Annotated in this window: 23 protein-coding genes; 10 read left to right on the top strand and 13 right to left on the bottom strand. The window is 62.2% G+C overall.

The features are described 5' to 3' along the window. Positions 1 to 5: 5 nt before the first annotated feature. The 3 genes from AOA60_RS14500 to AOA60_RS14490 are packed head-to-tail and all read right to left on the bottom strand — an operon-like array spanning position 6 to position 2,206. On the bottom strand, positions 6 to 332 hold the full coding sequence (locus AOA60_RS14500; RefSeq protein WP_099584993.1) for a DUF3325 domain-containing protein: 327 nt from the start codon (positions 330 to 332) through the stop codon (positions 6 to 8). Then, entirely contained in the window at positions 333 to 1,907 is a 1,575-nt protein-coding gene (locus tag AOA60_RS14495) for a PepSY domain-containing protein (protein WP_099584992.1), read from the bottom strand. It abuts the gene before it with no gap. Continuing rightward, positions 1,904 to 2,206: a DUF3649 domain-containing protein gene (locus AOA60_RS14490; protein WP_099584991.1), complete on the bottom strand. Its 303-nt coding sequence runs from the start codon at positions 2,204 to 2,206 to the stop codon at positions 1,904 to 1,906. The genes AOA60_RS14495 and AOA60_RS14490 overlap by 4 nt, the downstream gene beginning before the upstream one ends. Positions 2,207 to 2,376: 170 nt before the next feature. On the opposite strand from AOA60_RS14490, the gene AOA60_RS14485 reads away from it, so the two are divergent. From AOA60_RS14485 to fecA, 3 genes are all read left to right on the top strand, one after another. Beyond that, entirely contained in the window at positions 2,377 to 2,865 is a 489-nt protein-coding gene (locus AOA60_RS14485) for a sigma-70 family RNA polymerase sigma factor (protein ID WP_099584990.1), read from the top strand. Then, positions 2,862 to 3,803 carry a FecR domain-containing protein gene (locus tag AOA60_RS14480; RefSeq protein WP_099584989.1) on the top strand — a complete coding sequence of 314 codons (942 nt, stop codon included), beginning with the start codon at positions 2,862 to 2,864 and terminating at the stop codon, positions 3,801 to 3,803. Before AOA60_RS14485 ends, AOA60_RS14480 begins: the two co-directional genes overlap by 4 nt. Positions 3,804 to 3,894: 91 nt before the next feature. Continuing rightward, on the top strand, positions 3,895 to 6,234 hold the full coding sequence (fecA, locus tag AOA60_RS14475) for a TonB-dependent Fe(3+) dicitrate receptor FecA (protein ID WP_099584988.1): 2,340 nt from the start codon (positions 3,895 to 3,897) through the stop codon (positions 6,232 to 6,234). On the opposite strand, the gene AOA60_RS14470 is transcribed toward fecA, so the two are convergent. Then, the gene (locus AOA60_RS14470; protein WP_099584987.1) at positions 6,235 to 7,107 is read right to left on the bottom strand and encodes a LysR family transcriptional regulator; all 873 of its coding nucleotides are present in this window, start codon (positions 7,105 to 7,107) and stop codon (positions 6,235 to 6,237) included. Between the two features lie 105 nt (positions 7,108 to 7,212). Here AOA60_RS14470 and AOA60_RS14465 point away from each other — a divergent pair, with 105 nt between their 5' ends. After that, on the top strand, positions 7,213 to 8,709 hold the full coding sequence (locus AOA60_RS14465) for an MFS transporter (protein ID WP_099584986.1): 1,497 nt from the start codon (positions 7,213 to 7,215) through the stop codon (positions 8,707 to 8,709). Between the two features lie 51 nt (positions 8,710 to 8,760). On the opposite strand, the gene AOA60_RS14460 is transcribed toward AOA60_RS14465, so the two are convergent. Both AOA60_RS14460 and AOA60_RS14455 read right to left on the bottom strand, forming a co-directional pair. Next, the gene (locus AOA60_RS14460) at positions 8,761 to 9,171 is read right to left on the bottom strand and encodes an HPF/RaiA family ribosome-associated protein (protein WP_099584985.1); all 411 of its coding nucleotides are present in this window, start codon (positions 9,169 to 9,171) and stop codon (positions 8,761 to 8,763) included. 212 nt (positions 9,172 to 9,383) lie between these two features. Next, on the bottom strand, positions 9,384 to 10,331 hold the full coding sequence (locus tag AOA60_RS14455) for a LysR substrate-binding domain-containing protein (protein WP_099584984.1): 948 nt from the start codon (positions 10,329 to 10,331) through the stop codon (positions 9,384 to 9,386). A 137-nt stretch (positions 10,332 to 10,468) separates the two neighbouring features. Between AOA60_RS14455 and AOA60_RS14450 the strand changes: the two genes are divergently transcribed. The 3 genes from AOA60_RS14450 (at position 10,469) to AOA60_RS14440 (ending at position 13,763) form a co-directional block, all read left to right on the top strand. After that, positions 10,469 to 11,845 carry an L-serine ammonia-lyase gene (locus AOA60_RS14450; protein ID WP_099584983.1) on the top strand — a complete coding sequence of 459 codons (1,377 nt, stop codon included), beginning with the start codon at positions 10,469 to 10,471 and terminating at the stop codon, positions 11,843 to 11,845. A 60-nt stretch (positions 11,846 to 11,905) separates the two neighbouring features. Beyond that, on the top strand, positions 11,906 to 13,195 hold the full coding sequence (locus AOA60_RS14445) for a serine/threonine transporter (RefSeq protein WP_099584982.1): 1,290 nt from the start codon (positions 11,906 to 11,908) through the stop codon (positions 13,193 to 13,195). Between the two features lie 253 nt (positions 13,196 to 13,448). Continuing rightward, the gene (locus tag AOA60_RS14440; RefSeq protein ID WP_099584981.1) at positions 13,449 to 13,763 is read left to right on the top strand and encodes a DUF3509 domain-containing protein; all 315 of its coding nucleotides are present in this window, start codon (positions 13,449 to 13,451) and stop codon (positions 13,761 to 13,763) included. Here AOA60_RS14440 and AOA60_RS14435 read toward each other — a convergent pair. Further along, positions 13,760 to 14,248: a phosphate-starvation-inducible protein PsiE gene (locus AOA60_RS14435; protein ID WP_099584980.1), complete on the bottom strand. Its 489-nt coding sequence runs from the start codon at positions 14,246 to 14,248 to the stop codon at positions 13,760 to 13,762. The genes AOA60_RS14440 and AOA60_RS14435 overlap by 4 nt on opposite strands. Before the next feature lie 247 nt (positions 14,249 to 14,495). Here AOA60_RS14435 and AOA60_RS14430 point away from each other — a divergent pair, with 247 nt between their 5' ends. Further along, a complete protein-coding gene (locus AOA60_RS14430; protein WP_003171979.1) occupies positions 14,496 to 14,756 on the top strand; it encodes a YebG family protein in 261 nt (86 codons plus the stop codon). 54 nt (positions 14,757 to 14,810) lie between these two features. Here AOA60_RS14430 and AOA60_RS14425 read toward each other — a convergent pair whose 3' ends face one another. After that, positions 14,811 to 15,830 (bottom strand): Glu/Leu/Phe/Val dehydrogenase dimerization domain-containing protein, encoded by a 1,020-nt coding sequence (locus AOA60_RS14425; protein WP_099584979.1) that lies wholly within the window; start codon positions 15,828 to 15,830, stop codon positions 14,811 to 14,813. A 185-nt stretch (positions 15,831 to 16,015) separates the two neighbouring features. Here AOA60_RS14425 and AOA60_RS14420 point away from each other — a divergent pair, with 185 nt between their 5' ends. Further along, complete coding sequence (locus AOA60_RS14420) at positions 16,016 to 16,819, top strand: SirB1 family protein (RefSeq protein ID WP_099584978.1); 804 nt, start codon at positions 16,016 to 16,018, stop codon at positions 16,817 to 16,819. Here AOA60_RS14420 and AOA60_RS14415 read toward each other — a convergent pair. The 4 genes from AOA60_RS14415 to hmgA form a co-directional block, all read right to left on the bottom strand. Beyond that, entirely contained in the window at positions 16,816 to 18,183 is a 1,368-nt protein-coding gene (locus AOA60_RS14415; RefSeq protein ID WP_099584977.1) for an aromatic acid/H+ symport family MFS transporter, read from the bottom strand. The genes AOA60_RS14420 and AOA60_RS14415 overlap by 4 nt on opposite strands. A gap of 74 nt (positions 18,184 to 18,257) precedes the next feature. Beyond that, positions 18,258 to 18,893 carry a maleylacetoacetate isomerase gene (gene maiA, locus AOA60_RS14410; protein WP_099584976.1) on the bottom strand — a complete coding sequence of 212 codons (636 nt, stop codon included), beginning with the start codon at positions 18,891 to 18,893 and terminating at the stop codon, positions 18,258 to 18,260. Between the two features lie 12 nt (positions 18,894 to 18,905). Continuing rightward, positions 18,906 to 20,192, bottom strand: a complete 1,287-nt coding sequence (fahA, locus tag AOA60_RS14405; RefSeq protein ID WP_099584975.1) for a fumarylacetoacetase — start codon at positions 20,190 to 20,192, stop codon at positions 18,906 to 18,908. 3 nt (positions 20,193 to 20,195) lie between these two features. Beyond that, on the bottom strand, positions 20,196 to 21,479 hold the full coding sequence (hmgA, locus tag AOA60_RS14400) for a homogentisate 1,2-dioxygenase (RefSeq protein ID WP_099584974.1): 1,284 nt from the start codon (positions 21,477 to 21,479) through the stop codon (positions 20,196 to 20,198). 119 nt (positions 21,480 to 21,598) lie between these two features. Here hmgA and AOA60_RS14395 point away from each other — a divergent pair, with 119 nt between their 5' ends. Then, complete coding sequence (locus AOA60_RS14395; RefSeq protein ID WP_099584973.1) at positions 21,599 to 22,378, top strand: IclR family transcriptional regulator; 780 nt, start codon at positions 21,599 to 21,601, stop codon at positions 22,376 to 22,378. 1 nt (position 22,379) lies between these two features. Here the strand turns inward: AOA60_RS14395 and dacB are convergent, their stop codons facing one another. After that, positions 22,380 to 23,825, bottom strand: a complete 1,446-nt coding sequence (gene dacB / locus AOA60_RS14390) for a D-alanyl-D-alanine carboxypeptidase/D-alanyl-D-alanine-endopeptidase (protein WP_099585029.1) — start codon at positions 23,823 to 23,825, stop codon at positions 22,380 to 22,382. Positions 23,826 to 23,861 lie beyond the last annotated feature (36 nt).

The following is a 23,861-nucleotide window of genomic DNA, read 5'->3' as shown; positions in this document are numbered from 1 at the left end:
AGGGCTCAGAGGGTGGCGAAGGCCGCAACGGGGCTGGCCAGCAGGCCGACGCCCGCCAGAATCAAGGCCAGCCTTGGCCGATACGGCAACAACAGCACCAGCAACAGGGCGCTGAGCATCAATACGGCGCACCACTGCACCAATCCCTCACCCCAACCAGCCACACTCACGGCGGGCCAGAGCGCGACGGCAAGCAGCGACCATCCGGCCACACGCAACCCCAGGCGTCGACGGGGCGAGGGCTTGCTGTGCAGCAGTTCGCCGTGATGCCGGTCGGTGGCCAGGCACAGTGCGGTAAACCCGGCGTAGCACATCAGCAGCGCGAGGAGCATTCAGTTGGCCTCTTGCTTGAGGTTGAGCGCACGCGCCCGTTCAGCCTTGGGTTGCGCTGCCGTGCGGTGTTGCATCTTCCAGGCGGCCCAGGCGAGGAACACGCCGCTGCCCAGGCAAGTCAGGTCGAAGCCGGCCATCGCCCAGTCGCCACTGGCCAGGGACACGCCCAAATGGTGATCGGTGGTGATTGCGTTGAGCAGTGGCACGGCGACAAACATCAGCGCACCGACGCTCAATTGCTCGATCCACCCCTGGCGGCCGCGACGCACAATGGCGTGCATCAGGCTCAGGCCCCAGGCGATGAAGAACGCCTGCACTTCCCAATCGGAGCGATCGGCGAAGCTCACCGGCAGCAGACGGTTGGCCCAGAAGAACGCCGCAACGGCGATCAGCAGCCCGGACATGCTGGCGATATTGAGCACTTCCACCAGTCGCAGCTCAAAGGGCATCACACCGCTCCTGGCATGTTTGAGTTGGCGCTTGCCGAGCCAGATCACCAGCCCGGTGCCGATCATCGCCGTGCCCGCCAGGCCGCAGATAAAGTACAACCAACGCAGCACCGGCCCGGCAAAATGGCCCATGTGCAGGCCGTAGAAACTGCCGCCGACAATCGCGACCAACGATTGCCCGTCGCTGGCGCGCGACAGTTCGCCGGTGTGTCCGTTGAAGGACACGATGCTGTCGAATTCATGCACCACGCTGTCGGAACCTGCGCGGAACACATTGACCGACGCGTTGACATCACTGGGGTTGTTCACCCCGATGCGCCCCACGTGGCCGCCGTCCCAGTGCGCCCGCGCTTGCTCGTACATCGGCAGCAGCGGCGCCAGTTCGCCCGGCTGGCCCGACGCCGGCGCGTTGTTGGTCGCGGGGAATATTTCGTTGAAGAACGCACGGGTGTCGTTGCCATAGGAGGCCATGATCGGCGCCGGCATCACCATGCTCATAAAGATCACCAGGCTGCTGTAGGTGATCATCAGGTGAAACGGCAGCACCAGCACACCCACCGCGTTATGCCCGTCGAGCCAGGAGCGCTGGCCTTTGCGGGGGCGGAAGGTGAAGAAGTCCTTGAAGATTTTCTTGTGGGTGATGATGCCCGTGATCAGCGCCACGAACATCACCATCGCAGCGATGGTGGACAGCCAGCGGCCCCAGGGATGAGGCATTTGCAGCTGGAAGTGGAAACGGTAGAAGAAATCCCCGCCCATGCTTTCGCGGGCCTCTACGGCTTGGCCGCTGACGGGATCAAGGGTTTTGCGCATGAAATTGCCGCGCCGGCCAGGGTCGACCTTGTCTTGCCACATGACCGACAGGCCAGGGTCGCGACTGTCCGGCAGGGCGATAAACCAGCGCGCCGCTGTCGGTGCCACTTGCTGCAGGTAGTGTTGCGCGACGCTCAGGCTGCGCGCATTGTCCAGCGGATGGGCCTGCACCTCGGGTTGCATCCAGTGGGTGATCTCATCCTTGAAGTACGACAGGGTGCCCGTGAGGAAAATGGCAAACAGCAGCCAGCCGAAGATCAAGCCCGCCCAGGTGTGCAACCAGGCCATGGCCTGGCGGAATCCCTCTTTCATGTGCGCGCCATCCACAAGCCTAAGCCCGCCAGCGCGGCAAATGCCGCGCTCGGCAACATCACGCCAAACCAGGCGCGCCACGCCGTACGGCAGGCGAAGCACCAGAGCACCGCCAGCAGATAGAACACAAATGAACTCATCATCCCGGTGATCACGGCATCGGCGCGGGACGTCGGCATCCACAATGCCAGGCAGATGGCGGCGAGCGAGGCCATGAGGTAGCCGCCGACCACGGCGGCCAGCACGCGGGACGTGACAGCCAGGCGGTAAAGCGCGGTAAGTGAAGTTTTGCTTTTCATGCGGGAGGCGCCAGGTTCATCAGCGCGCAATATTAATGATAAATATTCTCATAAGCAAAACAGAACGGATGAATCACCTGCCCTGACGGATTGCCGAACGGTGTTACGAGCCATACAATGCGAACAATTCTTGTTCTCTAAAGCATGCCGATGCTTGTGGAGTGTTTGCGTTGAGCCCGTCCAACACCGTCGAAGTTCTGTACAACGACCATCACCACTGGCTCACCGGCTGGTTGCGACGCAAGCTCGGCTGCCCGGAAAGTGCTGCCGACCTGGCGCAAGATACGTTCATCCGTGTACTCACCGCACGGGAAACGCCCCCGCTGGTCGAGCCGCGCGCGTTTCTCACCACTATCGCCAAGCGCGTGCTGTTCAACTTCTACCGCCGTCAGGACCTGGAGCGCGCCTACCTCGACGCCCTGGCGCAGATGCCCGAACACGTGGCGCCGTCGGAAGAAGAACACGCAATCATCCTGCAAACCCTGGTCGAACTGGACCAATTGCTCGACGGCCTGCCCACCCAAGTCAAACGCGCCTTCCTGCTGGCCCAACTCGATGGCCTGACCTACGCGCAGATTGGCGCTGAACTGGGCATCTCCATCGCTACCGTCAAACGCCACCTGAATAAAGCGGCCCTGCGCTGCTACTTTGCCCTATGAATTTCTCCACTCAAGTTGCCGAACAGGCCGTGCACTGGCTGATGGAAATGCAGCAAGGCGCACTCAATCCTCGCCAGCAAGCCGCCTGGCAGCGCTGGCTGAATGCCCACAGTGAGCACCAGCGCGCCTGGGACCATATTCAGCGCGTCAACCAGCGCCTGCGCGGCATGCCCTCGCCCCTGGCCCATGCCGCATTGAACGCGCCGACCTCCACCAGCCGGCGCCAGGCGCTCAAGCTGCTGCTGATCCTCGGCGCGGGCTCGGCCGCCGCCTGGAGCCTGCGCCAGCAACATATTCTGCCGCCCCTGACCGCCGACTACCGCAGCCCCGTGGGCCAGCGACGCAAGGTGCAATTGGCCGACGGCAGCCAGTTGCAGCTCAACACCGGCAGCGCGGTGGATGTGCATTTCGATGGCCAGCAGCGACTGATCCGCCTGCTCGAAGGCGAGATCATGCTGAGCGGCAGCGCCGGCAACGCCCCTTTGCGCGTCCTTACCGGCCAGGGCCTGCTCAGCAGCCAGGCGGCGCAACTGAACGTGCGCCAGTTCAACGACCACACCCAGTTGGCGGTGCTCGACGGCCAGGTCGAGGTGATGCCCAACACCTACAGCGGCCTGCCATTGAGCGTCGAGGCCGCGCATCAAGTCAACTTCACCCGCAAAGGCTGGGATACCCCGCGCCCCACCGACGCCAACAGCGGCGCGTGGGCCGACGGCATGTTGGTGGCCGCCCATATGCGCCTGGAGGACTTCCTCGACGAACTGGGCCGCTATCGTCGCGGCCAGGTCAATTGCGACCCGCAGGTCGCCAACCTGCTGATCTCCGGCAGCTACCCGCTGGACGACAGCGAGCGCATTCTTGACCTGCTGGAAGTCAGCCTGCCGGTCAAAGTGCGGCGCTTTACCCGCTACTGGGTGACGGTCCAGGCGCGCGCCTGAAATTATTTTGCAAACCTGTGAGCCGTTTTCCACCCCTCGCGTGACAGAGAAGGAAAGCCACCTTGATCCTTCCTTCTCAGGACCGCTCTTCATGCCCCAGCAGCCGACCCTAATCGCCCGCACCCTGCGCCACTTGTTACTGGGCGCCAGCCTCAGTTTCGCGGTATTGCCTTCTGTGATGGCGGCCGACGCCAAGCCTTATCACATTGCCCCGACGTCGCTGGAAGCGGCCCTGAACCAGTTTGGTCGCGAAGCCGGCGTGTTGATTTCCTTCGGCTCCGAAGTCACTGCAGGCATGCAGAGTCGTGGGCTGTCTGGCAATTACAGCACCGCCGAAGGCCTGCAAAAACTGCTGGAAGGCACCGGCCTGCAAGCCCGCCCTGAAGGTGACAACGCTTTCAGCCTGCAACCGGAAAAAGCTCCGGCTACGGTAGAGCTGGCGACGTCCAGCGTGGTCGGCGACTGGCTCGGCGACGCGGCACAAACCAATGTGTTCGAACACCCCGGCGCCCGTGATGTGATCCGCCGCGAAGCATTCGAACGCCAGGGCGCCACCCAGGCCAAGGACGTGCTCAACCGCATCCCCGGCGTCAACGCCCCGGACAACAACGGCACCGGCAGCCACGACATGGCGCTGAACTTCGGCATTCGTGGCCTCAACCCGCGCCTGGCGTCGCGCTCGACCGTGCTGATGGACGGCATCCCGGTGCCCTTCGCGCCGTATGGCCAGCCGCAACTGTCCTTCGCGCCGATCAGCATGGGCAACATGGACGCGGTGGACGTGGTGCGCGGCGGCGGCGCGGTGCGTTACGGCCCACAGAACGTCGGCGGCGTGGTCAACTTCGTGACCCGCGCGATCCCGGATGCGCCTACGGTCAAAGGCGGCTTGCAGACGGAAACCAGCCCGTCCTCCAGCCACGACGGCTTCAAGACCACCGGCAACCTGCTGGCCGGCGGCACCGCCGAGAATGGCCTGGGCGGCGCGATCCTGTACTCCGGCACACGGGGCGGCGACTGGCGGGAAAACAGCGACACGCGCATCGACGACCTGATCCTCAAGGGCAAATACCAGCTCGACGACGCCAACAGCTTCAACGCCATGGCGCAGTACTACGAAGGCCAGGCCGACATGCCCGGCGGCTTGAACGTGGCGGACTACAAAGCCGACCCGTACCAGTCCACCCGCCCCTACGACAAGTTCTGGGGCCGCCGTACGATGTTCAACGTCGGTTACCGCTACGAGCAGGATCGCCGCGAATTCACCGCGAATACTTTCTTCACCAAGACCCTGCGCAGCGGCTACCTGGACCAGGGCACGTTCCTTTCGCTGTCGCCACGCGAATATTGGGTACGCGGCCTGGAAACCCGCTTCGCCCAGGGTTTTGACCTGGGCCCGACCAGCCATGAAGTCGGCGTCGGCTACCGCTATATCAACGAAGCCGGGCATGAACTGCGCTACCGCACGCCGATTTCGGCCAACAACCAGCAAATCCCCAGCACCGACAGCCGCAACGACCGTGACACCCGTGGCGGCACCGAGGCCAATGCTTTTTTCGTCGATGACCGGATTGATATCGGCAAGTGGACGATCACCCCGGGCATTCGCTACGAGATGATCGAGTCCCAGCAGAGCAACAACCTGACCAACGTCCAATACAAGGGTGACTACAACACCGCGCTGCCGGCGTTGAACGTGCTCTATCACCTCACCGACAGCTGGAACCTATACGCCAATACCGAAGGTTCGTTCGGCAGTGTGCAATACAGCCAGATGCCCAACCGCGTCACCAGCGGTGAAGTCAAACCGGAAAAAGCCCGCACCTGGGAACTCGGCACCCGCTACGACGACGGCACCTTGCGCGCAGAGATCGGCGCGTTCCTGATCAACTTCGACAACCAGTATGAAAGTAACCAGACCAATGACTCGGTAATCGCCCGTGGTGAAACCCGCCACCAGGGCATCGAGACCAGCGTCAACTATGCCCTCGACGGCTTGAGCCCGGCGCTGGCCGGCTTCGATGTGTACGCCACCTACGCCTACGTCGACGCCACCATCCGCGAAGACGGCCCGAATAAAGGCAACCGCGTGCCCTTCTCGTCCAAGCACAAAGGCACCCTCGGCGTGGGCTACACCGAAGGCCGCTGGAAGCTCAACCTGGACAGCAGCTACCAGAGCAGCCAGTTCGCCGACAACGCCAACACCCAGGCCGAAAGCGCCAACGGTGCCAACGGCCGCATCCCCGGCTACATGCTGTTCAGCAGCCGCGCGGGCTACGACTTCGGCCCGCAACTGTCGGATCTGAATGTGGCGGTGGGCGTGAAAAACATCTTCAACACCCAGTACTTCACCCGCTCGTTCGACGACAACAACAAGGGCAAATACGTGGGTGAGCCGCGTACGGTGTATGTGCAGACGTCTATCGCGTTCTGATCAACTGCCCGCCAGGCACGACGGTGTGCCGGCCACCAAGGCGTCGATGGCACAGCGCGTCTTGGCCGGCATATGGGTTGCCGTGGGCCAGATAACATGGATCGGTGAAGGCTGCTCGCGGTAGGCGGGCAATACGGCTTCCAGTTGTCCGCGCAGCACATAGTGCGCAACCAGCCAACTCGGCAACCAGGCCAGGCCCACGCCCGCGATAGCGGCGTCGGCCACGGCCTGGAGGTCGTCCATCAGCAGCGGGGAGACCACGCGGGAACGGTGTGGGGTATTGCTGCGGTAGGCGATGCCTCGGTGGCCGGCGAGGTCGTCGATGGATGCAATCGGCCCCACACGCTGCAAATACGCCGGTGCAGCCGCCAGGCACACGGACTGTTCACCCAGGCGTCGCGCGCTCAGGCGATCGGTGTCGGGCAGCGGGCCGATTCGCACGGCCACGTCGAAGCCTTCCTGGGCCAGATCCACCAGCCGGTCGGCGAAGCAGATCTCGATCTCCAGTTCTGGATAACGCGCCATCAAGCCCCACAGGGCGGGCGCCGCATAGTGATGCCCGAACGCCAGCGGCAAGCTCACCCTCAAGCGTCCGCGTGGTTGTTGGCGGCCGCTTTCCAACACCGATTCGGCCGCCTCCAGTTCTGCCAGTGCGCGCAGGCAATGTTCGTAGTAGGCCTGACCGTCTTCGGTGAGCCGTTGGCGACGGGTCGAACGTTGCAACAGGCATGTGCCAAGCCGCGCTTCCAGCCGCGCCAACCCTTTGCCCACCGCCGAGCGCGTGAGATTGAGCCGTTCGGCGGCCTCGGTCAGGTTGCCGCTTTCGACGATCTGCAAAAAGAGTTCAACGCCATCAAATCGTGGTGTGGCCATGCTGTAATTGTCGCCCTTGAGTCCCTTATCCAAAGAAAACTTATCACGAATAAAGAAATGGATTCCCCTGAGAATAATTCCGTCGTTTATCCACAGGAGAATCCCATGCCACCCGCCGCCACGTTATCGGCCGCCAGCACGCCCAGTCATGCCAGAAACAACCTGGCCCTCACCGCCGTGTGCCTGGTGGCACTGATGTTCGGCCTGGAAATTTCCAGCGTGCCGATCATCTTGCCTACGCTCGAACAGCAACTGGGCACCGGTTTCCAGGACGCCCAATGGATCATGAACGCCTACACCCTGGCCTGCACCAGCGTGCTGATGGCGGCCGGCACCTTGGCCGACCGTTTTGGCCGTCGACGCATGCTGGTGCTGTGCCTGTGGGTATTCGCCCTGGCCTCGCTGGCGTGCGGGTTGGCCGACAGCGCCGCCACGCTGATTGTGGCGCGGTTTGTCCAGGGCATTGGCGGTGGGGCGATGATGATTTGCCAGTTCGCCATCCTGTCGCACCTGTTCCGCGAACCGGCGGCACGGGCGCGGGCGTTTGCCATATGGGGTGTGATTGCCGGCGTGGGCCTGGGCTTCGGGCCGATGATCGGCGCGTTGATCCTGGCCGTGGCGGATTGGCGCTGGGTGTTCCTGGTGCATGTGCCACTCACGCTGTTCACCTGGGTACTGCTGCGCGTCAGCGTGGAAGAATCCTGCGACCCGGCCGCCCATCGCCTCGATATCGCCGGCATGCTGACGCTGACGCTGTCGGTGTTTGCACTGGTCTACTTCATCACCCAGGGCAGCGAAAATGGCTTTGTGCCGGGTTGGGCGGGCTTGTCGCTGGCTGCGTTGCTGTTGTTTATCGTGATCGAGCGGCGCAGCGCGCACCCGATGTTCGACTTCGCGGTGTTTCGCATCCGGCGCTTCAATGGTGCATTGATGGGCTCGATTGGCATGAACTTCAGCTTCTGGCCGTTCATGATCTACCTGCCCTTGTACTTCCAGGCCGGCCTGGGTTACGACACGCTGACCACCGGCGCAGCCCTGCTCGCCTACACCTTGCCGACCCTGCTGGTGCCGCCGCTGGCCGAGCGCCTGGCCCTGCGCTACGGCGCCGAACGCATCATCCCTTTGGGCCTGGGCCTGATGGGCGCAGGGTTTCTGGCCATGGCCGCCGCCAATATCGCCGAACACCCGAGTATCGGGCTGATACTGGCCAGTTGCGTGATGGCGGGCGTGGGCCTGGCGCTGACCAACTCGCCTACCACCAATACCACCACAGGCTCGGTATCGGCCGACCGCGCAGGCATGGCGTCGGGTATCGACCTCAGCGCAAGGCTGATTACCCTGGCAATCAATATCGCGCTGATGGGCTTGGTGGTGTTGCTGGGTATCAGCCATCAACTGGCAGAGGTGATGCCGGCGAGCACTGCATTGGAATGGCCAACCATCAGTCAGGGCATTGCAGCGGGCAAATTGGAATTGCCAGGACTGACAGCTAACGATGCCCAGGCGGCACTGCGCAATGGCGCCGGTTGGGCGATGCTGTTCGCGGGGTTGGGGGCTGGCGGACTGGCATTGCTGAGCCGGTATTTTTTCCGACGCAGCTAAACGAAAACGGGCCTGCAAATGCAGGCCCGTTTGTAGGGGATGAAAAATCGGTCAGCCGTTGATCACAGCGTTTTCGTTTTCCAGGAATTCCTGTTCCAGTGCGTCTTCATTCACTTTGTTGATTGGCTGGTTTTTCCCGGCAGCGCGTGGCTTGCCTTGCAGTCGGCCAAACAGATGTTCCAACGCGTGGTCCAGTTTGGTGGCCGCGCTGTCGATCGCCTGTTCCAGGGTATCGCCCTTGGCGGACACCGACAGTGGCTGGTGACCTTTAGGCCGCGCTTCCAGGCGGCAACTCAAATCGTGGGGGCCGGGCTTGTCGCCGTTCTCATCCCGCAGGTAGACCTCAACACGAGTCAGGTCTTCTTCATAACGTTCGAGCGTGCTCTCAATGGTAGTACGTACCCACTCCTCCAGTCGGATGCTGCTTTCAATATGGTTATCGCTATTGACTTGGATTTGCATAGTTCTTCCCTTATTTCAGCTAGCTCGCGAGAGGTCACAACTGCGACACCGGGGTGGTGAAACCATGACCTCTTGATTACACAATTGAGCAGCCAGAGAAACAATTCAACCCCTTTGCAAAGATAAATCCTACATTACAAATTAAGCCTGACGACGAGCAAAAACGCTGTTAGGGTGGGGAGTTAGTTACATCTTCTTACGCTCTGTAAACGTCATAATTGCCCGTCTCCCAACGGGTGCAATCCGCGAAAAATCCCCGCTTCCTCTACCAGCCAGTCATGCACCGCCCGCACGCCCGGATGGTTCAGCGCGCCCGGCGCGTAGAGCAATACGTAACGTTTGTGATTGGGCACGGCCAGGCCGAACGGCACGATCAAGGTGCCGCGCTCCAGCTCATCGTTAAGCAAGGTACGCCGTGCAATGGCCACACCCATGCCGGCGATCGCGGCTTCGATGGTCAGGTGGTTGCGGTTGAAGGTATGGCCGCGGCGAACATCAGCCTGGTGGTAGCCGATAGCGTTCAGGTAAAACTCCCACTCCGCGTACTCATAACTCCCACGCCAGGCGGTGATGTCGTGCAGCAAAGGGAAATGCACCAGGTCGGCCGGGCCGTGCAGCGGCGGGCGGCCGCGCAACAGGCTCGGCGCGCACACCGGAAATATCTGCTCATCCAGCAGGGCTGTGGATAACAGGCCGGGGTAGCTGCCATCGTTCAGGTCGATGGCCAGGTCGAAGTCGCCCTCATGCAGGGCAATGCTGCTGTCCTCGGCGACCATGCGCAGCTGGATGTCCGGAAAGCGTTGCTGCAAGCGCGGCAAGCGCGGGGTCAGCCACTTGCCCAGGAACGACGGAATCGAGCGCAGGCGCAAGGTGCCGCTGATCATCCCCGCATCCAGCCGCTGCAACTCCGCATCAATGCTGCCGTAAGCCTCCCCCACCGTCGCCGCCAATCGCTGGCCCTCGGCACTCAGCTCCACTCCCCGAGCCCGTCGATGGAACAGCCGAAAGCCCAAACGCTCCTCCAATTGACGGATTTGCTGGCTCACCGCCCCCGGCGTGATGTGCAGTTCTTCGGCACAACGGGTGAACGACAGATGCCGTGCAGCACAGGAAAACACGTGCAGCCAGACGTAAGTCTGACCATGAAGCGGGCGAGCCATAGGGTTTAGTCCTGCTAAAGGGTGTCTTAGGATAATTCGTTGGTCAGTGCCGATCCAGAGCCTCAGTATCGCGCCAATTGCGCTCGTCCTACAAAACATGGCAGCGATTCCTACTCCATTGCTTGTAAGGGTTTAGCATGGCTATCAGTGTTTTTGATCTATTCAAGGTCGGTATCGGCCCGTCCAGCTCCCATACCGTCGGCCCCATGCGGGCAGCGGCGACCTTCGCCCAAGCCCTCAGCGACCAGCAAGTGCTCACCGAAACCCGACGGGTGGAAGTGCGTCTGTACGGCTCGCTGTCCGCCACTGGCGTTGGCCATGCCACCGACCGCGCCTGCGTGATGGGGCTGATGGGCGAATGGCCGGACCGTGTCGACCCCACCTCGATCAACACACGTATCCAGCAATTGCGCGAGTCCGGCCGCTTATTGCTGGCCGGCACCCAGGACATTGCCTTCAACTGGCGTACCGATCTCCTGCTACTCGACGAAAGCCTGCCCTACCACCCCAACGCCATGTCCCTGCACGCCTATGGCGACAGCGGCCTGCTCAGCGAGCAAACGTACTACTCGGTGGGTGGCGGTTTCATCATCGAAGCGGCTGAGGCGGCGTCAGGCATCGCGCCGACCAGCGATGTGCAGTTGCCCTACGACTTTTCCAGCGCCGTCGAACTGCTGGCCTTGTGCAACAAGCACGGCCTGCGCGTCTCCGAACTGATGATGGCCAATGAACGCGCGTGGCGCAGCGACGAAGAAATCCGCAGCGGCCTGCTGCATATCTGGTCGGTGATGCGCGAATGCGTGGAGCAAGGCCTGCGCGATGAAGGCATCTTGCCTGGTGGCCTGGATGTGCCACGCCGTGCTGCGAAACTGCACCGCAGCCTGTTGGAAATCGGCAAACCCAACGTCATCACCTCGACCTTGTCGGCCATGGAATGGGTCAACCTGTTCGCCCTCGCCGTCAACGAAGAGAACGCCGCCGGCGGGCGCATGGTCACGGCCCCCACCAACGGCGCGGCGGGGATCATCCCGGCGGTCTTGCATTACTACATGAAGTTCAACGCCGACGCGTCCGACGATGATGTGGTCAATTTCTTCCTGGCTGCCGCCGCCGTCGGCATCCTGTGTAAGAAAAACGCCTCAATCTCCGGCGCCGAAGTCGGCTGCCAGGGCGAAGTCGGCTCGGCCTGTGCCATGGCCGCCGCTGGCCTCGCCGACATCCTCGGCGCCACACCCGAGCAACTGGAAAATGCCGCCGAAATCGGCCTGGAACACAACCTCGGCCTGACCTGCGACCCGGTCGGCGGCCTGGTGCAAGTGCCGTGCATCGAGCGCAACGCCATCGCGGCGGTCAAGGCCATCAACGCCACGCAAATGGCCCTGCGCGGCGATGGCAAACACTTCATCTCCCTCGACCGCGTGATCCGCACCATGCGCGATACCGGCGCCGACATGCATGACAAATACAAAGAAACTTCACGGGGCGGCCTGGCCGTGAGCTGGGTGGAGTGCTGAGGAGCATTCCCTGACCGCCCCAACGTGAGCCCGCGCAAAAATAATAACGAGGCAATAACGATGACCGATGTACGTACACCTGCTGCCGAAAATCCTGTTGAAGTAGAAAATACCGTAACCACCGGCTGGACCAAACACGACACCACCTGGATGCTTGGCCTCTACGGCACCGCCATCGGCGCGGGCACCCTGTTCCTGCCGATCAACGCCGGCGTCGGCGGTTTCTGGCCGCTGATCGTGCTGGCGCTGCTGGCCTTCCCGATGACCTTCTTCGCCCACCGTGGGCTGACGCGCTTTGTGCTGTCAGGCAAATCCGGCGACATCACCGAAGTGGTCGAAGAACACTTCGGCGTCGGCGCAGGCAAGCTGATCACCTTGCTGTACTTCTTTGCGATCTTCCCGATTTTGCTGGTGTACAGCGTGGCGCTGACCAATACCCTGGGCAGTTTCATGGAGCACCAGTTGCACATGACGCCGCCGCCACGGGCAATTCTGTCGCTGGTGCTGATCCTCGGTCTGATGGCCATCGTGCGCTGCGGCCAGGGCGTGATCGTCAAGGCCATGAGCGTGCTGGTGTACCCGTTCGTCGCCGCCCTGCTGTTACTGGCATTGAGCCTGATCCCCAACTGGAACGGCGCATTTTTCGCCTCCGCCAGCGAAGGCATGCCGCTGCCAATTTTCTTCAAAACCCTGTGGCTGGCGATCCCGGTGATGGTGTTCTCGTTCAACCACTCGCCGATTATCTCCGCGTTCGCCGTCGACCAGAAACGCGTGTACGGCCCGCAGGCCGAGCGCAAAAGCAGCGGCATCCTCGCCACCGCCCACGGCATGATGGTGCTGACGGTGATGTTCTTCTGCTTCAGCTGCGTACTGGCACTGTCGCCGGCGGACCTGGCGGCGGCCAAGGCCCAGAACATTTCCATCCTGTCGTACCTGGCCAACCACTTTCAGACGCCCGTGATTGCCTACGCCGCGCCACTGATTGCACTGGTGGCCATCACCAAATCCTTCCTCGGCCACTACATCGGCGCCAGCGAAGGCTTCCAGGGCTTGATCGTCAAATCCCTGCGCGGGCGTAACCGCTCCATGTCGGCCAAGTGGCTGGAACGCAGCACCGCACTGTTCATGGTGCTGACCTGCTGGGCCGTGGCCACCTTTAACCCAAGCATCCTGGGCATGATCGAAACCCTGGGCGGGCCGATCATCGCGTGCCTGCTGTTCCTGATGCCGATGTACGCGATCCGCCGCGTGCCAGCTTTGCGCCAGTATTCGGGCCAAGTGTCGAATGTGTTTGTGGTGGTGATCGGGTTGATTGCGCTGTCTGCGATCGTTTTCTCCGTACTGCCCTGAAATAGCCCACGGACTCAGCACAACCCAAATCAAATGTGGGAGGAGGCTTGCCCCCGATAGCAGTCTTTCAGCCAAGCATCTATTGGCTGACACACCGCTATCGGGAGCAAGCCCCTCCCACATTGCGTGTACGGCACGCCCCTTGCTGTACAGCTTTTGAGGGAAACGGACTTTGGCCGGTGGTCAGGAGACGCGAACTAATCCCGATACCGGTCGTCAATGACTGCATGTTCTTATCAGGCGGTAACGCACCATGGACAATCCTTTTCAGATCATCACCGACACCTTTACCCCAACCTACCGGGTCAACCTGAGTATCCAACGGCTGGACGGCAGCATCATGCTCACCCTCTCGAATGAGGATGGCGTGGTCGCCAAACGCATGATCAGCGCCGAACAACGCAACGACCCGCAACGACTCAAACGCCTGGTGCAGAGCATCCAGTTCGGCATCGCCATTGAGCAGGGCCACAGCGCCATGGAGATCCTGGCGGTGATGACGGATGGCGATCACCAATTGTTGCAACGACCGCCCAGCCGCACCCTGCCCTTCAGCGTCGGGCTTTAAAGCTCGCCCTTCTCGGTTTCCAGGCTCGTCTGGCCCTTGCGGCGCGGGCCTTCGACCTTCACCGACGGGAACGCCGACGAAGCGTAGCGCACCACCAGAATCGCGAACGCCAACAGCAAAATCCCACCGCACAGGTAGATGATGCCTACGTCCGGCGGGTTGTGATGGGACACGTTGGAGATCAACAGACGGGTCAGCGCAGTGATCGCCACGTAGATCAGGAAGCGTACGGGCATGTGGTTGGTCTTGAAGTAAATCCCGACCATGGCGCCCAATTCCAGGTAGATGAACAGCAGCAAGATGTCATCGATCTTGATGTGTCCGTTCTCCAGCATCCCCAGAAATTCCATCACCGCCGCCCAGGCGGTTACTGCACCAATGGCGAACAGCGCCAGGTAGTGGAACGACTCCACGAACAGATTGCCCAGCGACTCAGCCAGCCCATGGACTTGCAGACGCAGCTTTTCGGCCCAGTTGATTTTCACGAGGGTACTTCCTTAGGTCGACTCGACCGGATAATGCGGGTTGAACGTGACGGTTGTTCTGCATGCAGAAAAAAGGCCAGCACTGGCATGAGATGATGGCGGGGTGATATGAGGCACGCCAAACCTGTATTTACGGGCTACATTAAAAAACTGCTACCCAAACCCCACGGTTTGGCTTACCCTTTTAGCTGTATATAAATACAGTAGTCGCAAAAGACAACTATCGTGAAGGCATGTGAGGTGGTGAATGGCCGTCGAAGTGGTATACCGCAGCAGCCGAGATCTGGAGCGTTTGTTCATGGATAAAGCCGAAGCTGACCGTCATGACAAAATGCTTGAACTCGCTGAGTTGCTGGCAGAAGTGTTGCAAAAAGCCGTGCCGTCCCTGAGCGAGCAGCAGGTGGAAGAAGCCGGGATCTACATGGCGAAGAATCGCGATGTGTTTGCCAAGGCCTTCAAGAGCCAGCCGGACGCGTTGTCCGAGTTGCTCAACGCAGCGGCGGAATAAAGCCCGAATTGAACAGGCCCTGAATCATTGGTTCAGGGCCTTTTTAATGCGTGCTCATCCGTAGAGCAGGCGTTCGGCCAGTTCATCCGCCACCCGTGCCGGGGAGCGTTTTTCGGCTTGGGCGTGGGCGTAGATTTCGGTCAGGCGCTTGCCGATGTTGGACAGGTGCGCGGTGATGGTCGGCAGTTCGGCACCGCTGTGCTTGAGGGCGACGTAGATCAGGCCGCCGGAGTTGATCACGTAGTCGGGGGCGTAGAGGATGCCGCGCCCTTCCAGTTGGTCGGCCACTTGCAGGTTGGTCAGTTGCGCACTGGCGGACCCGGCCACGGCGGCACAGCGCAGTTGGCCCACGCTCGTGCGGTTGAACACCGCGCCCAGGCCGCAGGGCGCAAGGATGTCACAGGGGGTGCTGAGCAACGCGTCATTGGCGATGGGGTGGGCGCCCAGTTGTTCCATGGCCAGTTGCACCTTGCCGTGATCGATGTCGCTGACCAGCAATTCGGCACCGGCGGCGTGCAGTTGTTCGGCCAGTGCATAACCGACATTGCCCAGGCCCTGGACTGCCACGCGCAGCCCTTCGAGGTTGTCGCTGCCCAGGCGGGCCATGGCGGTGGTGCGAATGCCGGCGAACACGCCCATGGCCGCATGGGGCGAAGGGTCGCCAGCGGCGGTGGTGCTGGTGACGAAACAGGTGTGTTGGGCGATGCAATCCATGTCGGCCACCGAGGTGCCGCTGTCGATAGCGGTGATGTAGCGCCCATTGAGTTGCTCGACACAACGTCCAAACGCTTCAAACAACGCAGCCCGGTTTTCCACATGGGCGGGACGCAGGATTACCGCCGTGCCACCGCCTACCGGCAGCCCGGCCAGGGCCGCCTTGTAGCTCATGCCTTGGGCCAGGCGCGCGGCATCGGCCACGGCGCTTTCGTCGTCGGGGTAGGCGATATAACGACAGCCGCCCAAGGCAGGCCCCAGGCGGCTGTTGTGAATGGCGATGACCGCCTTGAGCCCCGTCACCGGGTCGACGCTCAGGTGCAGCGATTCAAGGCGGGTGCTGTGCATGAGAGCAAACATCGTCAAGCTCCCGAATCACTTCTGGTGTCGCCAAGTATAGGCTGGCGGCAGAAAACTGCCGAAGTGCACTGGAATAAGCCGCCCGATTTTGCAGGGCTTGCGACATAAGAACGTGGGATATTTCTTAAGCCACTAGACGAACATTCTCAGCAAGGCTAAAACGGGGGCATCCGCCGGAGAACGCAATGAAGCCCCGCCAAGCCTTTTTCGCCTGCCTGCAACGTTCGCCGCCGGCGCTGTTCGAAGCAGCGCTGTGGATCGCCGCCGAGCACGACCCGGCGGTGCAGCCGCTGGAGATCCTGCAGAACCTGGCCTTACTGCAACAACAGGTCAGCCTGAGCATGCCCATGCTGCCGGCAGATGAACTGGGTCAACCACTGCTGCGGCGCATGAATGACCTGGGGTTTGCCCAGGATGACTTCACCCCGCTGCGCCCTGCCGCCGCACTGCTGGACAAGGTGCTACAGCGCAAACGCGGGCAACCCCTGGCCATGGGGTTAATTGCCATGGAGCTCGCGCGACGCCTGGAGATACCGATGGTTGGCGTGAACTTCCCCGGGCACTTCCTGCTGCGGGTGCCCGGTGCCGATCACTTGCTGGACCCGTGCGGCGGGCGGCGCCTGTACCCCAACGATTGCCGTGAACTGCTGCAACGCCAGTACGGGCCCAACCTCAAGTTGCAGGCCGACCACCTGCACACCGCCGACGCGCGTTCTATCCTGCAACGACTGTCGCGCAACCTGCGCCAGTTGCACCTCGCCAACGACAACCCGCTGGCAGCCCTGGTGGACGCCGAGCGCGTATTGGAACTGGGCAGCGCCAATGCCGCCGACTACCTGGCACGGGCCAGCCTGTATCAACGCCTGGACTGCCCGAACGCCGAGCGTTTTGACCTGGAACACGCGCTGATGCTCAGTGAAGATCCGATCCAACGCCTGCGCCTGACCGAGCGGCTAGGGCACTTGCCGCCCAATTCAGTGGTGCACTAACACTCAGGCGCCTTGAGAATATCGCCAGGCAGCGCGCTCTTCGGCACATCACCCCCTGGTGATCGGACCTGAATAATCAACAATGCCGCCATCACCGCCGGTATCGCGCAGAAGAAAAAAATCTGCTGCACCGGAATATGCATCGCCAGCAGCATGCTGCCAAACAACGGCCCCAGGATCGAACCAAAGCGCCCGACACCGAGTGCCCAACCGGTACCGGTGGCACGCACATGCGCCGGGTAAAAGTTGCTGGCGAAAGCATTGAGGGTCAATTGTCCCCCGATGATGCAGAACCCGGCCGCAAACACACAGGCCACCAGATAGTGCGAATTGTCGTGGTTCAGCCCCAGCAAAACGGTGCACACCGCAGCCGCCGCCAACACACCGGACAGCAGGCGTACCTTGCTTTTGAGCCGGTCGGCAAACCAGGCCATGCCGATCGCGCCCAAGGTGCCGGCAAACAGGAACATCGACGTCACCAAATTGGCCTGATTCAGCGCCAGGCCACTTTCCAGCAACAGCGACGGCAGCCAACTGATCATGAAATACAGCAAGATCAGACTGACAAAGAAGGTCGCCCAGATCAGCAGCGTCGGACGTGCATAGCCATGGCGGAACAGCTCGACCACCGTCAGCTTGCTGCCCTGCGCTTGAAGGTTTTCTGCCTCGTTCGCCGGCGGCGGTTGCCAGTCGGGCAGCATGCGCGAGGTCACGTTGCGCAATCGCCGATACGGCGGTGCATCGCGCAACAGGCGCGGCAACGATTCAGGCAGCAGCCACACCAGGAACGGAAACAACAGCAACGGTGTGACGCCACCGGCCAGGAACACCGCTTGCCAGCCGAAGCTGTCGATAAACCCCGCCGCCACAAACCCACCCGCCGCACCGCCGAACGAGAACCCGCACGCCGCCAAGGTCACCATCAGAGTGCGCAGGCGCGGCGGCGAATATTCCGACATCAACGCCATGGCGCTGGGCATCGCGCCGCCCATGCCGATGCCGCAGATAAATCGTGCAGCCATCAGGGAGGTCAGTGAGTGGGCGAACACCATCAGCAGAGTCAGGCAGGCATAGATCAACACGCAGCCCAGCAAGATGCGCCGTACGCCAAATCGGTCAGCCAAAGGCGTCACCAGCAGCGAGCCTAATGTGAGCCCCAGCAGGTTGGCGCTGAACACCGGGCCGAACGCAGCTTTTTCCAATCCCCAATCCGACGCCAAAGCCGGCACTACATAGCCCAGCACCTGAGCATCGTAGCCATCGGTCACCAGCAGCAACGCCAGCAACAGGAGGATCAACCACTGATAGCGCGACACCGGACGGGCGTCGAGTGCCGCGCGAAAGCTGGCAATCTGATTGTGCATCGCAAGGTACCTGTTTATTTTTATTGGTAGGTGACGCAAATCCACTGCGGAAGGGACGGTGCAAGCCTTGAGCGTTATGGGGTGTCAGGTTGGTTGGCGGGGTGGGCCTGAATGAACGCCGGATGCTGCGCCGCCAATGCCGCCACCCGGCCAATGCGCGGATACGCCGCCAACGGCACTTTGAAGCGCTCCGCCGCGTACAGCTGGGGAATCAGAAACGTATCCGCCAGCCCAGGCTGTTCGCCAAAACAAAACCCCGCATCGCCAATCAACTGCTCCACCGCGCCCAGTCCCTGGCTGATCCAGTAACCGATCCATTCCAGCAATTGCGCCTCATCGTGCCCCCACTGCCGCAGCAGGTTCTGGGTGCTGGAGTTGTGCAGCGGATGGATATCACAGCCGATGATCGACGCCACGGCACGCTCGTGGGCGCGGGTGGCCAGGTCTTTGGAAAGCAGCGGCGCCTGTGGATAACGTTCGTCCAGGTACTCGATGATCGCCGAAGACTGAATCAACAGTTCGCCGTCATCGGTGCGCAAGGCCGGCACGCGGCCTTGAGGGTTGATTGCCAGGTACTCCGGCTGGCGATTGGCGCCGCCCGCCGGTACCAGCAGGTTCACCGGCACCGCCGTGAAGTCCAGGCCCTTGAGGGCCAAGGCGATACGCACCCGGTACGACGCGGTGGAGCGGTAGTAGGTATAGAGTTCCATCACCCTGCCCTCTTAACGTGCGGCGACCACAGTGCCACGGCATTCGCCGAAGCCGATGGAGGCGAAACCGTCCCGGTTGCAGCGGGCGCGCAGGATGATTTCATCACCGTCTTCCAGGAACCTGCGCACTTCGCCGGATGGCAATTCGATGACCTTCTTGCCGCCTTCGGTCATCTCCAGCAGGCTGCCGAACTGCCCTTCCTGCGGCCCGGACAGGGTCCCGGAACCGAACAGATCACCGGCCTGCAACTGGCAGCCGTTGACGCTGTGGTGTGCCACCAGTTGCGCCACAGTCCAGTACATATGCAGGCTGTTGCTCAGGGCCAGGCGCTGCGCCGGGAGGTTCTGTTCGCGCATGGCCGCGGTGGTCAGCAGCACTTCCAGTTCAATGTCCAGGGCACCGGCGGCCTGGTCACGTTTATCCAGCAAGTACGGCAGTGGTTGCGGATCGCCCTCGGGACGAGCCGGTTGCGCCTTGCGGAACGGTTCCAGTGCTTCGGCCGTGACGACCCAAGGCGAAATCGTGGTGATGAAGCTTTTCGACAGGAACGGCCCCAGCGGCTGGTATTCCCAGGCCTGGATGTCCCGCGCAGACCAGTCGTTGAGCAGACAGAAACCGGCAATGTGCTCGGCGGCGTCGCCGATGGCAATCGAGTCGCCCATGGCATTGCCCTGGCCAATCCAGATGCCCAGTTCCAGCTCGTAATCCAACCGTGCGCAAGGGCCGAAGGTCGGTTCGGTCTGGCCGGCGGGCAGGGTCTGGCCCTTGGGGCGACGCACATCGGCACCGGAGGCGCGAATGGTCGAGGCGCGGCCGTGATAACCGATCGGCACGTACTTGTAGTTGGGCAGCAGAGGGTTGTCGGGGCGGAACAGCTTGCCGACGTTCTGCGCGTGCTCGATACCGACGTAGAAGTCGGTGTAGTCATTGATCCGGGCCGGTACATGCATCTGGCAATCGGCGGCACGGTGCAGTACCTGCGCCTCACGCGCTTGCAGCGGGCTGCCCTCGGCAAGCAGTTCCAACAGGCGCTCACGCAGCGCAACACGCGGGCCACGGCCCAGTTCAAAAAACGCATTCAACTGGCCGCCCGCGGTCGCTTCAACCGCTCGGCGTGCTTCACCCTCAAATGCTTCCAGAGCGGCATGCAGGTCGAAGATGCAGTCCCCAATCGCCACGCCACTGCGCGGGGCCGAACCGTTGATGCTGAACACGCCCAACGGCAGGTTCTGCAAAGGAAAGTCGCGGTGGCCATTGGCGCAGGCCACCCAGCTTTGGGTAGAAGTGGGCTGAGTCATGGGTTATCTCCGGTTCGGGTTGAAGGTGTTGGGCAGCGAGGCCCAGCACGCGTCATAAGCAGGTTGAAGTTGCGGGCAGTCCAGGGCGAACTGGGTGGGACGCAGCACTTGGCTGGTCTCGAACATGAAGGCCATGGTGTTGTCGATCTTGTGCGGCGCCAACTCGGCGTTGATCGCCTTGGTGCAGGTCTCGCCGTCCGGGCCGTGGGCGCTCATGCAACTGTGCAGCGACGCGCCGCCGGGCAGGAAGCCCTCGGCCTTGGCGTCGTAGGCGCCCTGGATCAGGCCCATGTATTCGTTCATCAGGTTGCGGTGGAACCACGGCGGGCGGAAGGTGTTTTCGGCGACCATCCAGCGCGGCGGGAAGATCACGAAGTCGAGGTTGGCCAGGCCGTGCACGCTGGTGGGCGAGGTCAATACGGTGAAGATCGACGGATCGGGATGATCGAAACTCACGGTGCCGAGGGTGTTGAAGCGGCGCAGGTCGTATTTGTAAGGCACGTTGTTGCCGTGCCAGGCGACCACGTTCAGCGGTGAGTGGTCCAACTCGCAGGCCCACAGCTCACCGAGGAATTTCTGCACCAGGGTTGTAGGCTGTTTCAGGTCTTCGTAGTGGGCAACCGGCGTGAGGAAGTCACGGGGGTTGGCCAGGCCGTTGCTGCCGATAGGTCCAAGGTCCGGCAGGCGCAGCGGCGCGCCGTGGTTTTCCGCGACATAACCGCGTGCTTGCGCATCCAGCAGTTCGACGCGGAATTTGAGACCACGCGGGAGCACGACGATCTCCAACGGCTCCACCTCCAGCACACCGAGTTCGGTGGCGATACGCAAGCGGCCCTGCTCGGGGACAATCAACAGTTCGCCATCGGCATTGAAGAACACGCGCTCCATCGAACGGTTGGCGCGGTAGGTATGGATGCTGATGCCTGAGGGCTTTTCTGACCCGGCGTTCGCCACCATTGCGACGAGGCCGTCGATAAAGTCTGTCGGCTCGCCAGGAATATCCAACGGGTTCCAGCGCAGGCGATTGGGCGTTACCGCGCCCAGAGGGCCACCGGCCAGCTGTCGCTCCAGCTTGATGAACGCCGGGTGATTGGCCGATGGCTGGATGCGGTACAGCCAAGTGCGACGGGCTTCGCTGCGCACCATGGTGAAGGCGGTGCCGGAAAACAGTTCGGTATACATCCCGTAGGGCGCTTTTTGCGGGGAGTTCTGGCCGACCGGCAAGGCGCCGGGCAGGGCTTCGCTGGCGAATTCATTGCCGAAGCCCGAAAGATATTCGAGGTTCATGGAGCTTCCTCTGGGGTCAGTTGTTTTTATCGTAATCCAGTTACGCATAACGTAATTTGATCACCATCGACCGTCAAGCTATAAAGACGCCCATTCATCTCTCGGATTCTCGCCCTTCCATGGAAAAGCCCCGCGACACCGGTAAACAGAAAGTCCGCTCGGCCGAAGTGGGCACCGACATCCTCAAGGCCCTGGCCGAGTTGTCGCCCGCCACGTCCCTGTCGCGCCTGGCCGAACATGTGCAGATGCCGGCAAGCAAGGTGCATCGTTATTTACAGGCGTTGATCGCGTCTGGTTTTGCCGAACAGAACACCGCCACTAACCACTATGGCCTGGGCCGCGAGGCGCTGCGGGTGGGCCTGGCCGCACTGGGCAGCATGGACGTACTGAAAGTCGGCGCGATGCCCCTGGCAGAACTGCGCGACGAGTTGAATGAAACCTGCTTCCTGGCGGTATGGGGCAACCAGGGCGCGACGGTGGTGCAGATCGAGCCGGCGGTGCGCGCAGTCACGGTGGTGACGCAATTGGGTTCGGTGTTGCCGCTGCTCAGCTCGTCCACCGGGCTGGTGTTCAGCGCCTTCCTGCCGTCGCGGGAAACCGTCGAGTTGCGTGAGCGTGAAATCCAGGCCGGTCTCGCCCACGCCCTGGCCGACGACCAGGCTTACGCCATCACCTGCGAGCAGATCCGCAGCCGTGGCCTGCACTTTGTGCATGGCCTGCTGATGCCGGGGGTGGATGCGCTGTCGGCGCCGGTGTTCAACGCGGTTGGGCAAGTGGCGGCGGTGATGACCGTGGTTGGCCCCACCTCGCTGTTCCATGCCGACGAAGATGGCCCGGCGGCGCAGCGTTTGCTGGCGGCGACCCAGGCCGTGAGTTGGCGGATGGGTTATCAGCCCTGAATCAGTCGTGCCAGTGCGCCAGGGCCACGGCCAGGCGGTTTTCCAGGGCGCGGATCGGCGCTGCATCGCTCAAGTAGTTATTGCTGATCATCGAAAACACCAACCGCCGCCCTTCGGCATCGGTGATGTAGCCGCTCAATGATGACACCCCGGCCATGGAGCCGGTCTTGGCGTGCAGGTTGTTTTCGGCAGCCGTCCCGCGCAGGCGATAACGCAGGCTGCCGCCGGTCATACGGTCGGCATTGCCGGCAATCGGCAAGGCGTTGTACCAGGCGTCGAACCAGGGTTGTCTGGCGCTTACCAGCAGCAGGTCCGCCAGGTTCTGCGCCGACACCAGGTTGCGCCGCGACAAACCCGAGCCATCCACCTGGCTGAGCGTCGCCGGGTCCAGGCCCTGGCGCTGCATAAATGCCGCTACCGCCGCCACACCCGCCGCCGCCGTCCCCGCGTTCGCCGTTTTACGGCCCATGGCCTTGAGCAACGCTTCGGACATGTTGTTGTTCGAGAGCTTGAGCAGCGGCGTGATCAGTGCCTGCAACGGTGCCGATTGATGCTCCGCCAGCACCCTGGCCGTCCCAGGGCTTGCACCGCCAATCACCCTGCGCCCCAGCACCTCGATACCCTGCTGCGCCAGGGCCTGCTCGAACAGATGGGCCACCAGTTGCGTCGGCTCCCACACGCTCACCCACTGCCGGCTTTGCTTGCCCGGCGCCAGCGTGCCTGTCAGTTGCAGCAGATTGGTGCCGTGCTGACGGGTGATGCCATAGCTGTTGCCGGGGCCGCTGACGGCGCGGTTGCTCAGTTGCACGTAATCCGTGGGTGGGCTTAAAGAAACAGTCACCGGCTGGCCGGCAATGACCGGCGCCTTGGCCGTGACGATCAGGGTGCCCGCGTCAAAATCCGCATTGGGTGACACCGTCAACGCCGAAATCTGCGCGCCATAATAGGTACTTTCATCGTCCTGGGCCCAGTCGACGCCCAGCCGTTCGGCGTCGAAAAAGCTGTCGTCGAACACCAGGTCGCCCTGCACCTGGCGCACGCCCTGGCTCGCCAGTTGGGCGGCGAGTGCCTGGTAGTCGGCGAACTGGGTGGTCGGGTCACCCAAGCCGCGCAGGTAGAGGTTGCCGACCAGGCGCTCACCTTGTTGCGGGCCGTTGCTCAGCAGTTGCGTGGAAAAGCGGTATTGCGGCCCCAGCACATCCATCGCCGCAGCAGTGGTGAGCAACTTGAGGTTGGAGGCAGGGATCAGGCGTGTGCGCGGGTTGTGTTGATAGAGGGTGCCGCCACTGCGGGCGTCGCGCACCATGACCGAAACCGTGGCGCCGTTGAGGGCAGGATCGGCCAACAGGCGGTCCAGCGTCGAGGACGTGGACGGCTGCGAAACACTCGCACAGCCGCCCAGTAAAATGCTCAGGCACAGCAGGTGTAGCCATCGTCCAAAGTGCATCGGTACCGTGTTCCGCAAAGCCATTAATGGCCGCAA

This window comes from Pseudomonas sp. 2822-17, assembly GCF_002742485.1.
In the GTDB taxonomy this organism is placed as follows: Bacteria; Pseudomonadota; Gammaproteobacteria; order Pseudomonadales; family Pseudomonadaceae; genus Aquipseudomonas; species Aquipseudomonas cyclaminis.
The sequence above is the reverse complement of the archived record's forward strand: the minus strand, read 5'-3'. Positions and strand labels throughout refer to the sequence as shown.

Bases quoted from the DNA above. Each gene is read 5' to 3' on its own strand.
- AOA60_RS14500 (WP_099584993.1), bottom strand. From the start codon at position 332: ATGCTCCTCGCGCTGCTGATGTGCTACGCCGGGTTTACCGCACTGTGC.
- AOA60_RS14495 (WP_099584992.1), bottom strand. From the start codon at position 1,907: ATGAAAGAGGGATTCCGCCAGGCCATGGCCTGGTTGCACACCTGGGCG.
- AOA60_RS14490 (WP_099584991.1), bottom strand. From the start codon at position 2,206: ATGAAAAGCAAAACTTCACTTACCGCGCTTTACCGCCTGGCTGTCACG.
- AOA60_RS14480 (WP_099584989.1), top strand. From the start codon at position 2,862: ATGAATTTCTCCACTCAAGTTGCCGAACAGGCCGTGCACTGGCTGATG.
- fecA (WP_099584988.1), top strand. From the start codon at position 3,895: ATGCCCCAGCAGCCGACCCTAATCGCCCGCACCCTGCGCCACTTGTTA.
- AOA60_RS14470 (WP_099584987.1), bottom strand. From the start codon at position 7,107: ATGGCCACACCACGATTTGATGGCGTTGAACTCTTTTTGCAGATCGTC.
- AOA60_RS14465 (WP_099584986.1), top strand. From the start codon at position 7,213: ATGCCACCCGCCGCCACGTTATCGGCCGCCAGCACGCCCAGTCATGCC.
- AOA60_RS14460 (WP_099584985.1), bottom strand. From the start codon at position 9,171: ATGCAAATCCAAGTCAATAGCGATAACCATATTGAAAGCAGCATCCGA.
- AOA60_RS14455 (WP_099584984.1), bottom strand. From the start codon at position 10,331: ATGGCTCGCCCGCTTCATGGTCAGACTTACGTCTGGCTGCACGTGTTT.
- AOA60_RS14450 (WP_099584983.1), top strand. From the start codon at position 10,469: ATGGCTATCAGTGTTTTTGATCTATTCAAGGTCGGTATCGGCCCGTCC.
- AOA60_RS14445 (WP_099584982.1), top strand. From the start codon at position 11,906: ATGACCGATGTACGTACACCTGCTGCCGAAAATCCTGTTGAAGTAGAA.
- AOA60_RS14440 (WP_099584981.1), top strand. From the start codon at position 13,449: ATGGACAATCCTTTTCAGATCATCACCGACACCTTTACCCCAACCTAC.
- AOA60_RS14430 (WP_003171979.1), top strand. From the start codon at position 14,496: ATGGCCGTCGAAGTGGTATACCGCAGCAGCCGAGATCTGGAGCGTTTG.
- AOA60_RS14425 (WP_099584979.1), bottom strand. From the start codon at position 15,830: ATGTTTGCTCTCATGCACAGCACCCGCCTTGAATCGCTGCACCTGAGC.
- AOA60_RS14420 (WP_099584978.1), top strand. From the start codon at position 16,016: ATGAAGCCCCGCCAAGCCTTTTTCGCCTGCCTGCAACGTTCGCCGCCG.
- AOA60_RS14415 (WP_099584977.1), bottom strand. From the start codon at position 18,183: ATGCACAATCAGATTGCCAGCTTTCGCGCGGCACTCGACGCCCGTCCG.
- maiA (WP_099584976.1), bottom strand. From the start codon at position 18,893: ATGGAACTCTATACCTACTACCGCTCCACCGCGTCGTACCGGGTGCGT.
- fahA (WP_099584975.1), bottom strand. From the start codon at position 20,192: ATGACTCAGCCCACTTCTACCCAAAGCTGGGTGGCCTGCGCCAATGGC.
- hmgA (WP_099584974.1), bottom strand. From the start codon at position 21,479: ATGAACCTCGAATATCTTTCGGGCTTCGGCAATGAATTCGCCAGCGAA.
- AOA60_RS14395 (WP_099584973.1), top strand. From the start codon at position 21,599: ATGGAAAAGCCCCGCGACACCGGTAAACAGAAAGTCCGCTCGGCCGAA.
- dacB (WP_099585029.1), bottom strand. From the start codon at position 23,825: ATGCACTTTGGACGATGGCTACACCTGCTGTGCCTGAGCATTTTACTG.